The sequence below is a fragment of the Ornithinimicrobium panacihumi genome (genome assembly GCF_052073805.1).
Taxonomy (GTDB): domain Bacteria; phylum Actinomycetota; class Actinomycetes; order Actinomycetales; family Dermatophilaceae; genus Ornithinicoccus; species Ornithinicoccus panacihumi.
In genome coordinates this window covers 68,866-82,172 of sequence record NZ_JBQGWG010000013.1, presented here as the reverse complement: position 1 = coordinate 82,172, position 13,307 = coordinate 68,866, and the positions used below count along the sequence as shown (strand labels likewise).

Below are 13,307 nucleotides of genomic sequence, written 5' to 3'. Positions count from 1 at the left end.
GAGCTTGTCAAGATGTTTGTGTAAGTGATGTGGGTCACATTGGGTTAGAGGTAGGCGTTTACGCGGTCGGGGTAGACGAGGGCGAGCTCGCCGAGGGCGGCTTTCCAGCCGGTGACGGTGGCGCCTTCGACCAGGCGGGGCACGGACTTTCGGTCTTTGCCTTTGCCGGCCTGCTTGGCTCGTTCGCGGGCTCGTTTGTCCTCGATGTTCATGATCGCCAGCCAGAGCAGCTTGATCACGGCTTCGTCGCTGGGGAAGTGGCCGCGGTTCTTGATGATCTTGCGCAGCTGGTAGTTCAGCGACTCGATGGAGTTGGTGGTGTAGATGACCTTGCGCAGCGCGGGCCCGAACGCCAGGAACGGGGTGAACCGGTCCCAGGCGTTCTCCCAGGTCGCGACCGCGGCCGGGTACTTCTTGCCCAGGTTGGAGTCGGCGAAGGTGGTCAGCGCCATCAGCGCGGCGTCCTCGTCGGGGGCGGTGTAGATCGGGCGCAGCATCGCCGCGACGGCCTTGCGGTCGGTGTAGGACACGAACCGCATCGAGGCCCGGATCAGGTGCACCACGCAGGTCTGCACCATCGCGTGCGGCCAGGTCGCCTCGATGGCCTCGGCCAGGCCGGCCAGCCCGTCGCAGCAGACGATGAGCACGTCCTTGACGCCGCGGTTGGCCAGCTGGGCGCACACGCCGGCCCAGAACTTCGCGCCCTCGGTGGCCTGGACCCAGATACCCAGGACGTGCTTGATGCCGTCCATGTCGACACCGACGGCGATGTGCGCCGAGCGGTTGGTCACGTGCGCGCCGTCGCGGACCTTGACCACCAGGGCGTCGAGGTAGATCACCGGGTAGAACGCCTCCAGCGGGCGGGACTGCCAGGCCTTGACCTCCTCGAGCACGGCGTCGGTGACGTTGCTGATCGTCTCGTGGGACAGCTCGGTGCCCAGCGTCGCGGCCAGATGATGCTGGATGTCGCGCACCGTCATCCCGCCGGCGTACAGAGAGATGATCATGTCCTCCAGCCCGCCCAGGCGGCGGGCGCCCTTGGGCACCAGCGCCGAGGAGAACGTGGAGTTGCGGTCCCGGGGCTGGTCCAGGGCGATGTCGCCGACCTCGGTGCTCACCGTCTTGGGGGTGGTGCCGTTGCGGGAGTTCCCCGAACGTCGGCCGGCCGCGTCGCCCTTGGCGTACCCGAGGTGGTCGGTCAGCTCGGCTCCCATGCCGCGCTCCAGGACGGTCTTGATCATCTCGGGCAGGAAGCCACCGGCCCCGGTCAGGGACACCCCGCGCTCACCGGTCGCCGCGAGCAGCTTGTCGACCAGCTCGTCGTCGAAGAACTCCTCACGCAGCCGGGCAGCCTCGGCCCGCTGGTCCACCTCGACCTGGTCCAGGTCCTCGGCCCTCATCTCGTCGTGCGTCATGCTCACAATCAATCTCCTTCTCGGTCGGAGACCCGGCACTTACACAGACCATCTGACACCTCCGAGCACGTCGGCACCGCACGGGCGTGCGCCCTGCTGGGCCGCTCCCGTGCTGGTCACTACCGGACCAAGAACCCGCCACCGGCCCGTGCGCAGGCGCCCCGGCGGGCCGGCGAACAAGCTCACCGAGACTGAGCGGGCGCACGTGCTGGCGGTGCTGACCAGCGAGGAGTTAGCGGACAAGGCGGTCGCGCAGGCGTGGGCGACGCTGCTGGACGAGGGCACCTACCTGTGCTCGCAGTCCACGATGCACCGCATCCTGCGCGAGAACGACCTGGCCGGCGAACGGCGCCGGCAGGCCACCCACCCGGCCCGCACCCGTCCGGAACTGCTCGCCACCGCCCCGGGGCAGGTGTGGTCATGGGACATCACCAAGCTCAAGGGCCCGGACCGGGGCGTGTACTACGACCTGTACGTCGTGCTCGACATCTTCTCCCGGTTCGTCGTCGCCTGGACCATCGCCGCCGGCGAGGACGCGCAGATCGCCACGAACCTGCTCGAGCACGCGATGGGCGTCCACGGTGTCCCGGACGCGGTGCACGCTGACCGGGGCACCTCGATGACCTCCAAACCGGTCGCGCAGCTGCTGGTGGACCTGGGCGTGGCCCGTTCCCACTCCCGCCCGCACGTCTCGAACGACAACCCGTACAGCGAGGCAGCATTCAAGACCCTCAAGTACGCCCCGGTCTTCCCCGAGCGGTTCGGGTCCCTGGCGACGCCGGCGCGTTCGCCGAGCAGTTCTTCGCCTACTACAACCACGAGCACCGCCACTCCGGGATCGGGCTGCACACCCCCGCCAGCGTCCACTACCCCACCGCGGGCCAGGTCCGTGCCCAACGCCAGGCCACCCTGGACGCGGTCTACGCCGCTCACCCCGAGCGCTTCGGCCACCGCCGACCCCAGGCGCCCAATCTGCCCCAGGCCGCGTGGATCAACCAGCCCTCACAGGAGGCCCTCATACAGACCACCTGACGGAAACTGTCTCACCCGCCTTGACACCTTCCGTCCTCGCGCGGAAGGTGGACCAGCATCGTGAACTTCGTCGTGCGGTCGACGACAGTGCCGATCGCGGACCGTTCCAATCCGATCAGGAGATCCCCTTCCCAATGGCCAGGAACGGCGCGGTCCTCGGCTTCTGCGGGTCGCTCGCTGATCAGAGTCTCGGGCGTCACGTGCGCCCAGGTCCTGCGCCGTGACCGCTCCCGCGGGACCCTCAAGGCGCGGCCGGTGCGCAGGCACCAGACCAGCTCGCGCTTCAACGCACCGCGGCCCTCGATGTAGAGCGACTGGTAGATCGCCTCATGGCTGATCCGCATGGAGTCATCATCGGGGAAGTCTGCGGTTCCCCCCAGATCGTGGAGGGCTTCGGGCTACGCGGCGTCCGGGACGGGCGCTGCGGTGGACTGCTCGTAGTTGACCGGTGACATCATGCCAGCCGCGCTGTGCCGGCGTTGGTGGTTGTAGAACCCGTAGGCCCAGTCGATGACCACGGCCCGGGCCTGAGCCCGGGTGTCGAACTCCTGCCGGGACAGGACCTCCCACTCCAGGGAGGAGAAGAACGCCTCGGCGGCGGCGTTGTCGAAGCACGACCCGACCCGGCCCATCGACTGGCGGATCCCCAGGTCAGCGCAGAGCCGGATGAACGAGGTCGCCGTGTAGGTCGAGCCCCGGTCGGTGTGGAAGATGACGCGGTCGGACTCGTCCTCGCGCCGGATCGCCTCCTTGCCGCCGCGAGCGGTGAGGGCCATCTGGATCGCCGCGCACGCCAGCTCAGCGTCGGGGTGGGCGCTGGTGGCCGCGCCGAGCAGCCGGCGCGAGTACAGGTCGATGACGGTGGCCAGGTACAGCTTGCCCTCGGCCGTGGGGATCTCGGTGATGTCGCCGACCCACTTGCAGTTCGGCGCCGGCGCGCTGAAGTCGCGACGCACCAGGTCCGGGAACTTGGGTGCGGTCCTGTCCTGCCTGGTCAGGCCGCTGCGCCGCTTGATGACGCGGGCGACCAGGCCTTGGCGGCGCATCGACTCGGCGACCGTCTTCTCGCTGATCTGCCAGCCGGCCTCGCTCAGGTCGGCGTGCAGGCGCGGTGAGCCGTGCAGGCCCTTGGCCTGCTTGAACGCGACCTTCACGGCGCGGTCGACGGTGTCGCGGCGGCGGTCGGTGTCGGTGAAGAGCCCGCTTGCGGCGCCTGGGCCGTCGGCGCGCTTGATCCACTTGTAGAACCACGCCTCGCAGACTCCGAGCAGCGCGCAGACAAGGGCGTGTGGCACGGCGTAGTTGGTCCTCTGGTCGGCGATGAAGCGTGCCACGCTCACTTCGTCGCCTCCTTCACCCACAGGACCACGGATCGCTTGAGGACATCACGCTCCATCCGCAGCTCGGCGACCTCGGCGCGTAGCCGTCTCAGCTCCTCGTAGTCGTCCTTGGACAGCTCGCCGTGGCCCTCGCGTGCGGCACGGGCGCGTTGGACCCAGTTGCCCAGCGTGCCCTCGTTCACGCCCAGATCTCGAGCGACCTGCGCGATCGGCTTGTTCGTCTCCTCGACGATCCGGACCGCTCCCTCACGGAACTGCCGGTCGTACTTCTTGCGCTTCTCTGGCATCTCGATCCTCATTGTGGATGCCTCTACGCTCCGGGGGGAACCTCATCGACCTTGAGGCGATGGCTGATCTGCTCCGGACTCCAGGCCAGTCCTCTCCGCGGTCGGCCAGGGCGGAGCGGGCATGCTGGTCACGCACGCGCTCGCCACCCTGGGGGCCGCCTGTGCCTGGGCGGTGTGCTGCGCCCTGTGGTCGCAGCTGCGCCGCTGGCTCGGCCTGGCCATGGTGCGGCTGCCCCGGCCCACGCCCGTCCGTCGCACGCCCGCGACCGCGACACCGCCCGCGCTCCGCTCCTGCGAGCGCGCCTTCTCCTGGACCCGCCGCGCGCCGCCCCGCGCCGCCTGACGCCCCCGTCTTCCCTCCCCTTCATCGTCCGAGCGCGCCGCATGGTGGCTCCACGCCCCACCGAGCGCGCCGCGTGGTGGCCCCACGCCCCACCGAGCGCGCCGCGTGGTGGCCCCACCCGTCCAGCTCTTCCGACACCGTGGCCGAGAGCTCGCACCTCGCCTCCCCCGACCTGGTCCTCGTCGACGGCTGGGCCAAGGCCGCCGACGGTCCGATGACCGGCGTCTTCGGCACGCTGCGCAACCAGACCGACGAGGACATCCACCTCGTCCGGGTAGAGAGCGCCGTCGCCGCCCGTACGGAGCTGCACATCACCGTGGACGACGGTGCGGGCGGACGCCTCATGCAGGAGGCGCAGGACGGCTTCGTGGTGCCCGCCGGGGGCGAGCACCTCCTCCAGCCCGGCGGCGACCACCTCATGCTCATGGAGCTGACCGGAGGCGTGCGCACCGGGGACCAGGTGCCCCTCGTGCTCGTGGGTGACGACGACCACCGGTGGACGGTCACCGTGACCGCCCGCGCCTTCAGCGGAGCCGAGGAGCACTACTCCCCGGGCGACGGGGACGGCGCCACCACGACCTCGCTGGCGCCGTGACCACCGGTGCCTCCGGGCTGGACCGGCGCACGCTCCTGCGTGGCGGTCTGCTCGGTGGTGCCAGCGCCGTGGGGTTAGCCGCCGGGGTCGCGACTGCGCCATCTCCGGGCGCCGGAGCCAGCCGCCACCCGGGTGGCCCGGCGACGTCAGGTCCGTCGGCCGCACCCGCTGACCCGACCCAGGCCGGTGAGCTGCGCGAGCCGGCCCACGGCCGCTGGCACGCCGGCATCCTCACCCCGCCCCAGCCGCACGCGAGCTTCGTCGCTCTCGACCTCGTCGATGCTGCCGGCAGGGAGGAGCTCGGTCGTCTCATGCGCCTGTGGGGCGAGGACATCGCCCGCCTCACCACCGGCCGGGCGCCGGTCACGGACCAGGAGCCGGAGCTGGCCGCACGGGCTGCCGGGCTCACCGTCACCGTCGGCTGGGGCGCGAGCCTCTTCGTCAAGGCGGGTATGACGTCCGCGCGCCCCTCCTGGCTGCGTCCGCTGCCCGCCTTCGCCATCGACCGTCTGGACGCACGCTGGGGAGAGGCCGACCTCCTGCTCCAGGCCGCGGCACAGTCTCCCCTCACGGTGGCCCATGCGCGACGCGAGCTGGTGCGGGCTGCGGGTGGGATCGCGGACGTCCGCTGGGTGCAGACCGGGTTCCGCGAGCCGATGGAGCGCCATGGCTGGCCTTTGCGCAACCAGCTCGGGCAGGTCGACGGCACGGTCCAGCCGGAGGTCGGCGTCGACGGGTCCGGCCGTGACCTCGGCCTGGTGACACCCCGGTGGACCTGCACGCCACCCACCCCAGCGGCCTGCCCGTGGTCGACGGGTCGGCGCACGTGCAGCGGGCGTCCGCGTCGGCGCCGCACGAGCGCTTCCTGCGGCGGCCCTACATATACGAGGAACCCGGGCCCGACGGGCAGCCCACGACCGGCCTGATCTTCGCCGCCTACCAGGCCGACCCGGTCGCACAGTTCCTGCCCGTGCAGCAGCGGCTGGCCGAGGGTGACCTGCTCAACTTGTGGACCACCCCCGTGGGCTCGGCGGTCTTCGCGCTCCTGCCGGGGTGGCAGGAGAGCGGCTGGCCGGGCGAGCGCCTGCTCGTCTGACCCGACGAGGCCCGGCCCACCAGGTGGTGGACCGGGCCTCGGGGCACGTCATACCTGCCCTCAGCTGCGGGGGATCTCCCGCATCTCGTAGGTGGTGATGAGGTCGTCGACCTGGACGTCGTTGAACGAGCCCAGGTTGATACCGCACTCGTAGCCCTCGCGGACCTCGGTGACGTCGTCCTTGAACCGACGGAGGCCGGCGACCTCGAGGTTCTCGGTGATGACGACCCCGGCCCGGGTGATCCGGGCCTTGGCGCCACGGCGGATCTCGCCGCTGCGCACGAGCGAGCCCGCGACGTTGCCGAACTTGGAGCTGCGGAAGATCTCGCGGATCTCGGCGGTGCCGGTCTCCACCTCTTCGTACTCCGGCTTGAGCATGCCCTTGAGCGCGTTCTCGATGTCCTCGATCGCCTGGTAGATCACGCTGTAGTAGCGGATCTCGACGCCTTCCTTGTCGGCGTAGTCGGCGTTCTGGCCCTCGGCCCGGACGTTGTAGCCCAGGATGATCGCGTCGGAGGCGACCGCGAGGTTGATGTTGTTCATCGTGATCGCACCGACGCCGCGGTCGATGATCCGCAGGTCGACCTCGTCGCCCACGTCGATCTGCAGCAGCGCATCCTCCAGCGCCTCGACCGAACCCGACACATCTCCCTTGAGGATGAGGTTGAGGGTCTCGACCTTGCCCTGGGCGAGGGCCTCGTTGAGGTCCTCGAGGCTGATCCGCTTGCGGGACTTGGCCAGCGCGGCCTGCCGGTCGGCAGCCTCGCGCTTCTCGGCGATCTGCCGGGCGGTCCGGTCGTCCGGCGCCACCAGGAAGGTGTCGCCGGCACGGGCCACCGTGTCCAGACCCAGCACCTGCACCGGACGCGACGGGGTCGCCTCCTCCACGTTGTTGCCGTGCTCGTCGAGCATGGCGCGCACGCGGCCGTGGCTGGAGCCGGTGACGATCGCGTCGCCGACCCGCAGGGTGCCCTGCTGGACCAGGACGGTCGCGACGGCGCCGCGGCCCTTGTCCAGGTTGGCCTCGATCGCGACACCACGAGCGTCCTTGTCGGGGTTGGCCCGAAGGTCCAGCGCGGCGTCGGCGGTGAGCAGAACGGCGTCGAGCAGGTTGTCGATGTTGGTGCCCTGCTTCGCGGACACGTCGACGAACATGGTCTCGCCGCCGTACTCCTCGGCGATGAGGTTGTACTCGGTCAGCTGCTGACGAATCTTGGCCGGGTTGGCGCCCTCGACGTCGATCTTGTTGACCGCGACCACGATCGGCACGTCGGCCGCCTGGGCGTGGTTCAGCGCCTCGATCGTCTGCGGCATCACACCGTCGTCGGCCGCGACCACGAGGATCGCGATGTCCGTGGACTTCGCACCACGGGCACGCATGGCGGTGAACGCCTCGTGACCCGGGGTGTCGATGAAGGTGATCGCGCGGTCCTGGTCCTCATGGGTGGTGTGCACCTGGTAGGCACCGATGTGCTGGGTGATGCCACCCGCCTCGCCGGACCCGACCTCGGACTGCCGGATGGCGTCCAGCAGACGGGTCTTTCCGTGGTCGACGTGACCCATGACGGTGACGACCGGCGGACGCGGCACGAGGTCCTCGTCGGACTCGGCCTCGGCCTCAGCCTCCAGGTCCAGACCGAAGGCGCTGAAGAGCTCGCGCTCCTCCTCCTCGGGCGAGACGACGCGGATCTTGTAGTCGAGCTCGTCACCCAGGATGGTGAAGGTGTCCTCGTCCAGGGACTGGGTGGCCGTGGCCATCTCGCCCAGGTGGAACAGGATCGTCACCAGCGACGCCGGGTCGACGTTGATCTTGTCGGCGAAGTCGGTCAGCGAGGCGCCACGGCGGACCGTGACGACCATGCCGTTGCCGCGCGGGATGCTGACGCCACCGATCGCCGGCGCCTGCATCTGCTCGAACTCGGCGCGCTTGGCCCGCTTGGACTTGCGGCCGCGGACCTTTCCGCCGCCTCGACCGAACGCACCCTGGGTGCCGCCACGGCCACGAGGACCGCCGCCACGACCGCCGGGACCACCGCGGAAACCACCAGCGGCTCCACCGGGGCCGCCTCCGGGACCGCCGGGACCACCCGGGCGACCGCGGCCACCGGGGCCAGGACGCGCCGGACGCTCGCCCGGACGGGGCACTGCTGCCCGCTCGGGCATCATGCTCGGCTTGGGACCGCCAGGACGCGGCGCCGGGCGCGGGCCACCGGGGCGGGGGCCGCCGGGGCCGGCCGCGCCGGCGCCCCGGGTGCCACCCGGCCGGGGCATGCCCTGGCTGGGAGCGAACGGGTTGTTGCCGGGACGGGGAGCCCCACCGCGGTCACCACGGTCACCGCGGTCGCCACGCTCGGGGCGACGCTCGCGCCCCATACCCTGGCTGGACGCGAAGGGATTGTTGCCGGGACGCGGTCCCGGCTTGGCACCCGGACGGGGTGCGCGGGCGGCGGGAGCCTCCGGCCGCGTCGGCTCCGGCTCCTTGGCCGGGGCAGGCTTGGGGCCCGGACGCGGACCGGGCGTCGCGGCGGGCTTGCCGGCCGCGGGCGCCTTGTCGGGAGCCGCCGGGGTGGACGGCGCAGCCGGAGCGGCCGTCGCGGGCCCGGCGGTGGACGGCGCCTCGGCAACCGGCCCCGCAGGCTTCGACGGGGCAGGCTCCTGCTCCTTGGCGGGCGTCGGCTTCGGCCCGGGCGTGGGCGGCTTGGGGCCGGACGGCTTCGCCGTGGGCTTGGCCGCCGGCTTGTCGGCCGCCGGCTTGTCCGCGGACGCCGACTTGGCGGCGGCCGGGGGGTTCTCCCGGATCCGGCGGACCACGGGCGGCTCGATGGTCGACGATGCCGACCGGACGAACTCACCAACTTCGTTGAGGTGGGCGAGAAGCTCCTTGCTCTCGACCCCGAGCTCCTTCGCGAGCTCGTAGACCCTGAGTTTGGCCACGGTGTGGTGTCTCCTTGAGATGTTGCGCCACGACCGGGCCCGCAGGGGGCACTGCCGTGACTAGTGCTGAGGGGTGCTCATCGCTGAGTACTCATCGGGTGCTCATCAGCGTCAAACCCGCTTCCGGATGTCCTCGATGACAGGCCCCGGGTGGGACCCGCCTGGTGTGACCCGCGCCGGGTGGCACGGGCCTGACTGTCACGTGGTGCTCTTCCTCACTGGTGCTCCAGAAGCTCGTGCACGGCCGTGCTGTCGATCGCAGCCTTCGCCGGGAGGCGGAGGGCGCGACCGAACGCTCGTCGGGCGGTGGCGTTCTGCAGGCACTGCGGATCGGGGTGCAGGTAGGCACCACGACCCTGGCCCCGTCGACGCACGTCCGGCACGATCACCCACCTGTCGGTGGAGGCCTCGTCCTGGACCGCGACGACCCGCATCAGCGCGGACTGCTCGGCCCTGCCGCGGCATCCCACGCAGGTGCGCACCGGGGTGTGGCGCGCGCCAGAAAGCGCAGGGATGTCGGAACCGGCCCGAACAGCGGAGTTCAGTCTACACGGGTCAGACGTCGCCACCGGCTCCCGACCCGCCCTCGACCTGCTCCTCCGTGTCGGCACGGATGTCGATCTTCCACCCGGTCAGACGGTGCGCGAGCCGGGCGTTCTGCCCCTCGCGGCCGATCGCCAGGGAGAGCTGGTAGTCGGGAACCACGACCCGGACCTGGCGCGCCTTGGTGTCCACGATCCGCGCGGACTGGACCTTGGCCGGAGACAGGGCGGAGGTCACGAACTCCTCGGGGTCCTCGCTGAAGTCGACGATGTCGATCTTCTCGCCCTGCAGCTCGGCCATGACCGCCCGGACCCGCTGACCCATGGGGCCGATGCAGGCCCCCTTGGCGTTGACGCCCGGGACCTTGGCGTGCACGGCGATCTTGCTCCGGTGCCCGGCCTCGCGCGCGATGGCCGCGATCTCCACCGAGCCGTCGGCGATCTCGGGCACCTCCAGCGCGAAGAGCCGGCGGACCAGGTTGGGGTGCGTCCTGGACAGCAGGATCTGCGGGCCGCGGAAGCCACGCTTGGCGCTGACCACGTAGCACTTGATCCGCTGCCCGTGCTCGTAGACCTCACCGGGCACCTGCTCCGCGAGGGGCAGCTCACCCTCGACGGTGCCGAAGTCGACCTTGACGAAGCGCGAGTCGCTGGACTGCTGGATGATCCCCGAGGCGATGTCGCCCTCGCGCGCGCGGAAGTCGCCGAGCACCGCGTCGTCCTCCAGCTCGCGCATCCGCTGCGTGATGACCTGGCGCGCGGTGGCGGCCGCCACCCGGCCGAAGCCCTCAGGGGTGTCGTCGAACTCCGGCCCGGCCTCGCCGCGGGTGCCGTCCTCGAGGACGGGAGCGTCCTCCCGCGCCCACACGGTCACGTGCCCGCTCTTGCGGTCGAGCTCGACCCGCGCGGTCCGGTAGTGGCCCTCCACCTTCTGGTAGGCCGACAGGAGGGCCTGCTCGATCGCCTCCACGATGATGTCCATGGGGATCTCGCGCTCCCGCTCGAGGAGGCGCAGGGCGGTCATGTCGATATCCATCAGGAGTCCTTTCGGTCGGGGCGGGAGAACTCGACCTGCACGACGGCCTTGGTCACCTCGGACCAGGTCAGCGCGCGCTCGTCGGCGGGATCTCCCAGCAGGATGCCGTCCGCGTCGGAGCGCAGGAGGCGGCCGGTGGTCGTGGTGTCGTCGGCCAGGTGGACCTTCAGGAGCCGGCCGACATTGCGACGAAAGTGGGCGGGAGCGGTGAGCGGGCGGTCCAGACCGGCCGAGCTCACTTCGAGGGTGTAGGGAGCCTCGCCCATCACGTCGCTCTCGTCGAGCACGGAGGAGACCGTGCGGGTCGCCTCGGCGACCTCGTCCAGGGAGAGCGGCTCGATCGGGGTGGTGCCGTCGTCGGACTCCGCGTCGCCCAGGGCGCGGGCCAGGAAGACGCGGACCAGCCGCCTCTTGCCCGCCTGCTGCACCGTGACGTCGTCGACCTCGACGCCGCTGCCGCGCAACGATTCGGAGACTTCTACGGTGATCGTCCTGGCTCTGGCCTTGGCGTCCATCGGGGCCTCCTACCTTCTTCTGATGTCTATGGGTACTGTCGCACGACTGCCACCCACAGGTGAGGTGGTGTGGCAGTCTCCTAGAACCGTCTAGCCTACCCCTTGAGATGCCGACCGTCATGCCGCTTTCCCTGACCCGACGAGCCCTGCTGCGGGCCGTCCTCGTCGGCGGCGCCGCGACCGCGCTCGTCGGGTGCGACTCCGAGGTCCGTCCCGGTCGACCCGTCCCCGAGCCACCCGTGCGGGCCGACGACCCCGCCACCTGGCCGGTCGACAGCGAGCTGCTCGTCGCCGTCCGCGGGCAGGTCCACGACACCATCTCCCGCTCCTTGCAGATCTCCCGGCCGGGCGGCCTGCTCCGCGAGATCCAGGGACACTGGCGCACCCAGCTGACCACCCTGGAGGACCTCATCTCATCCGGGGGCGTGCCGCTGCCCGAGCTCCCCGCGCTGCCCGAGCCCACCGGGGACGACGCCGCGTCGACCAGCTCCGCGCCGGCAGGTGCCGACGACGCCTCGGTCACCACCGGCCCGCCGGGCATCTCCCAGAAGGAGCTGGGCGTCGAGCTGCGCGACGGGCTCCCCGCCCTGATCGAGCAGATCTCCACCGCCAGCAGCACCAACCTGCCCATGCTCGTCAGCCTGACCTCCCACCGCGCCGCGGCCGCCCAGATCCTCCGCGCCGCCTATCCCTGGGAGCCGCTCGCGGGTCCCGAGGGCGCGGCCGCCGTCCCCCTCCTGGCCGCCACCCGCCCGGCGATCTTCGGTCTGGAGGTGGTCTCGGCCCGGTCCTCCGGCGAGGAGCGCGAGGACTACGAGCGCGTGCTGCACGAGATCCGTTCGCTCACCCGCCAGCTCACCTCGCTGGCCGGTGCCGCCGCGCCCGTGGCCCCGCTCGGCTACGACCTCCCCGAGCCGTTGACCGAGGAGTCCCACCGTCGACAGCTGGCCCTCGACCTCGTCTCCGACATCGCGCCGGCTGCGTTGCGCAGCGCCGACCGCGTCCTCGGCCGGCCGGAGCACCTCACCTCCCTGGTGCGCATCGCCGCCGAGTCCGTCGCGTGGAGCCGCAGCTTCAAGGGTCCTTTCGATCCCTTCCCCGGTATGACGCTCCCGTGACCTCGCGCTTCTCGGCGGCAGGGACCGGGCGTGCGGGGAGCACGAGTGCAGACGTCTTCACCGCGGACGACATCCCGGCCGCGTTCAGACGCACGGTCGCCCAGCACCGGCCGGACCGCGAGATCTCCGACGGACCGGCCTCCGGTGGCCCGGCACCCTACCGACCCACGGGCGCGGACTGGCTCGAGACGCTCCCCTCCCTGGTCGGCCGTTCCCTCGAGCGGTGGAGCCTGCGCCGGGACCGGGCCGGGCCGCTCAGATGGGGTTTCACCGCGCTGGTCCTGCCCGTGCTCCGACCCCAGGGCGACCCGGGCACCCTCAAGATCGGCTGGCCGCACCCGGAGGCCGACGTCGAGCACCTGGCCCTGCGGGCCTGGAAGGGCCGCGGCGCGGTCCGCCTCCTGGCCGCAGAGCCGGCGGACACCACATACCTGCTCGAACGCCTCGACGCCGACCGGGACCTGAACACCGGCCCGGTCATCGACACGACCGAGGCGCTGGGCCAGGTCCTGGCCGCCCTGGACCGTCCCGCTCCCCCGTGGGCGCCGCCGCTCACCGGCGAGCTCGACCGCCTCGCCAGCGATCTGCGCACCGCCCTCGCCGATCCCTCGGTGGCCCACCGCTTCCCCCGGAGGATGCTCCAGCACGCCGCCTCGCTCGTCACCGACCTGCGCGGGGACGACGGGCTCGACGAGCGGCTCGTCCACACCGACCTCCATCAGGGCAACGTGCTGTGGCGGCCCGATCCCGGCGAATGGGTCGCGATCGACCCGACGGTCGTCGCCGGCGACCCGCACTGGGCGGTCGCCCCGGCCCTGTGGAACCGGTGGGACGACGCCCTGGCCGCGCACGACCTCGCGAGCCACCTCCTCTTCCGGCTCGACCTGGTCTGCGACGCGGCGGGGCTGGACCGCGATCGTGCCCGTGCCTGCGCCCTCCTCCGCCTCACGCAGAACGCCCTGTGGGCCATCGCCGACGCCAGGGACGACGAGGAGGAGGAGATCACCAAGGCGGTCGCGATCGTCAAGGCGATGCAGCGCGGCTGACGTGCGAG

14 protein-coding genes and 1 pseudogene are annotated in these 13,307 nt (G+C 71.4%); 7 read left to right on the top strand and 8 right to left on the bottom strand.

Features of this window, described 5'->3' with window-relative positions; genetic code table 11:
* Positions 1-44 precede the first annotated feature (44 nt).
* Positions 45-1,400, bottom strand: a complete 1,356-nt coding sequence (locus ACTMMA_RS12540) for an IS256 family transposase (RefSeq protein ID WP_441189501.1) — start codon at positions 1,398-1,400, stop codon at positions 45-47.
* 13 nt (positions 1,401-1,413) lie between these two features.
* Here ACTMMA_RS12540 and ACTMMA_RS12535 point away from each other — a divergent pair, with 13 nt between their 5' ends.
* A complete protein-coding gene (locus tag ACTMMA_RS12535) occupies positions 1,414-2,511 on the top strand; it encodes a DDE-type integrase/transposase/recombinase (protein WP_441190472.1) in 1,098 nt (365 codons plus the stop codon).
* On the opposite strand, the pseudogene ACTMMA_RS12530 reads toward ACTMMA_RS12535, so the two are convergent.
* The 3 genes and pseudogenes from ACTMMA_RS12530 to ACTMMA_RS12520 all read right to left on the bottom strand — a co-directional run.
* Positions 2,477-2,812, bottom strand: a pseudogene (locus ACTMMA_RS12530) (transposase); the annotation flags it as partial. The gene ACTMMA_RS12535 and the pseudogene ACTMMA_RS12530 sit on opposite strands and share 35 nt — an antisense overlap.
* A gap of 33 nt (positions 2,813-2,845) precedes the next feature.
* Complete coding sequence (locus ACTMMA_RS12525) at positions 2,846-3,787, bottom strand: IS3 family transposase (protein WP_441190471.1); 942 nt, start codon at positions 3,785-3,787, stop codon at positions 2,846-2,848.
* Complete coding sequence (locus ACTMMA_RS12520) at positions 3,784-4,074, bottom strand: transposase (RefSeq protein WP_441190470.1); 291 nt, start codon at positions 4,072-4,074, stop codon at positions 3,784-3,786. Before ACTMMA_RS12520 ends, ACTMMA_RS12525 begins: the two co-directional genes overlap by 4 nt.
* Before the next feature lie 121 nt (positions 4,075-4,195).
* On the opposite strand from ACTMMA_RS12520, the gene ACTMMA_RS12515 reads away from it, so the two are divergent.
* The 4 genes from ACTMMA_RS12515 to ACTMMA_RS12500 all read left to right on the top strand — a co-directional run bounded on the left by ACTMMA_RS12515 (position 4,196) and on the right by ACTMMA_RS12500 (position 6,108).
* Positions 4,196-4,417 carry a hypothetical protein gene (locus tag ACTMMA_RS12515; RefSeq protein WP_441190469.1) on the top strand — a complete coding sequence of 74 codons (222 nt, stop codon included), beginning with the start codon at positions 4,196-4,198 and terminating at the stop codon, positions 4,415-4,417.
* 76 nt (positions 4,418-4,493) lie between these two features.
* A complete protein-coding gene (locus ACTMMA_RS12510; protein ID WP_441190468.1) occupies positions 4,494-5,012 on the top strand; it encodes a copper chaperone PCu(A)C in 519 nt (172 codons plus the stop codon).
* Complete coding sequence (locus ACTMMA_RS12505) at positions 5,009-5,938, top strand: Dyp-type peroxidase (RefSeq protein WP_441190467.1); 930 nt, start codon at positions 5,009-5,011, stop codon at positions 5,936-5,938. Before ACTMMA_RS12510 ends, ACTMMA_RS12505 begins: the two co-directional genes overlap by 4 nt.
* A complete protein-coding gene (locus ACTMMA_RS12500) occupies positions 5,839-6,108 on the top strand; it encodes a hypothetical protein (protein ID WP_441190466.1) in 270 nt (89 codons plus the stop codon). Before ACTMMA_RS12505 ends, ACTMMA_RS12500 begins: the two co-directional genes overlap by 100 nt.
* 60 nt (positions 6,109-6,168) lie before the next feature.
* On the opposite strand, the gene infB is transcribed toward ACTMMA_RS12500, so the two are convergent.
* From infB to rimP, 4 genes are all read right to left on the bottom strand, one after another.
* The gene (gene infB / locus ACTMMA_RS12495; RefSeq protein WP_441190465.1) at positions 6,169-9,042 is read right to left on the bottom strand and encodes a translation initiation factor IF-2; all 2,874 of its coding nucleotides are present in this window, start codon (positions 9,040-9,042) and stop codon (positions 6,169-6,171) included.
* A gap of 215 nt (positions 9,043-9,257) precedes the next feature.
* Complete coding sequence (locus ACTMMA_RS12490) at positions 9,258-9,524, bottom strand: YlxR family protein (RefSeq protein ID WP_441190464.1); 267 nt, start codon at positions 9,522-9,524, stop codon at positions 9,258-9,260.
* Between the two features lie 73 nt (positions 9,525-9,597).
* Positions 9,598-10,620 carry a transcription termination factor NusA gene (nusA, locus tag ACTMMA_RS12485; protein ID WP_441190463.1) on the bottom strand — a complete coding sequence of 341 codons (1,023 nt, stop codon included), beginning with the start codon at positions 10,618-10,620 and terminating at the stop codon, positions 9,598-9,600.
* Positions 10,620-11,135, bottom strand: a complete 516-nt coding sequence (gene rimP, locus ACTMMA_RS12480) for a ribosome maturation factor RimP (protein WP_441190462.1) — start codon at positions 11,133-11,135, stop codon at positions 10,620-10,622. The genes nusA and rimP overlap by 1 nt, the downstream gene beginning before the upstream one ends.
* A 119-nt stretch (positions 11,136-11,254) precedes the next feature.
* Here rimP and ACTMMA_RS12475 point away from each other — a divergent pair, with 119 nt between their 5' ends.
* Both ACTMMA_RS12475 and ACTMMA_RS12470 read left to right on the top strand, forming a co-directional pair.
* Positions 11,255-12,253: a DUF4439 domain-containing protein gene (locus ACTMMA_RS12475; RefSeq protein ID WP_441190461.1), complete on the top strand. Its 999-nt coding sequence runs from the start codon at positions 11,255-11,257 to the stop codon at positions 12,251-12,253.
* Complete coding sequence (locus tag ACTMMA_RS12470; protein ID WP_441190460.1) at positions 12,250-13,299, top strand: aminoglycoside phosphotransferase family protein; 1,050 nt, start codon at positions 12,250-12,252, stop codon at positions 13,297-13,299. Before ACTMMA_RS12475 ends, ACTMMA_RS12470 begins: the two co-directional genes overlap by 4 nt.
* Positions 13,300-13,307 lie beyond the last annotated feature (8 nt).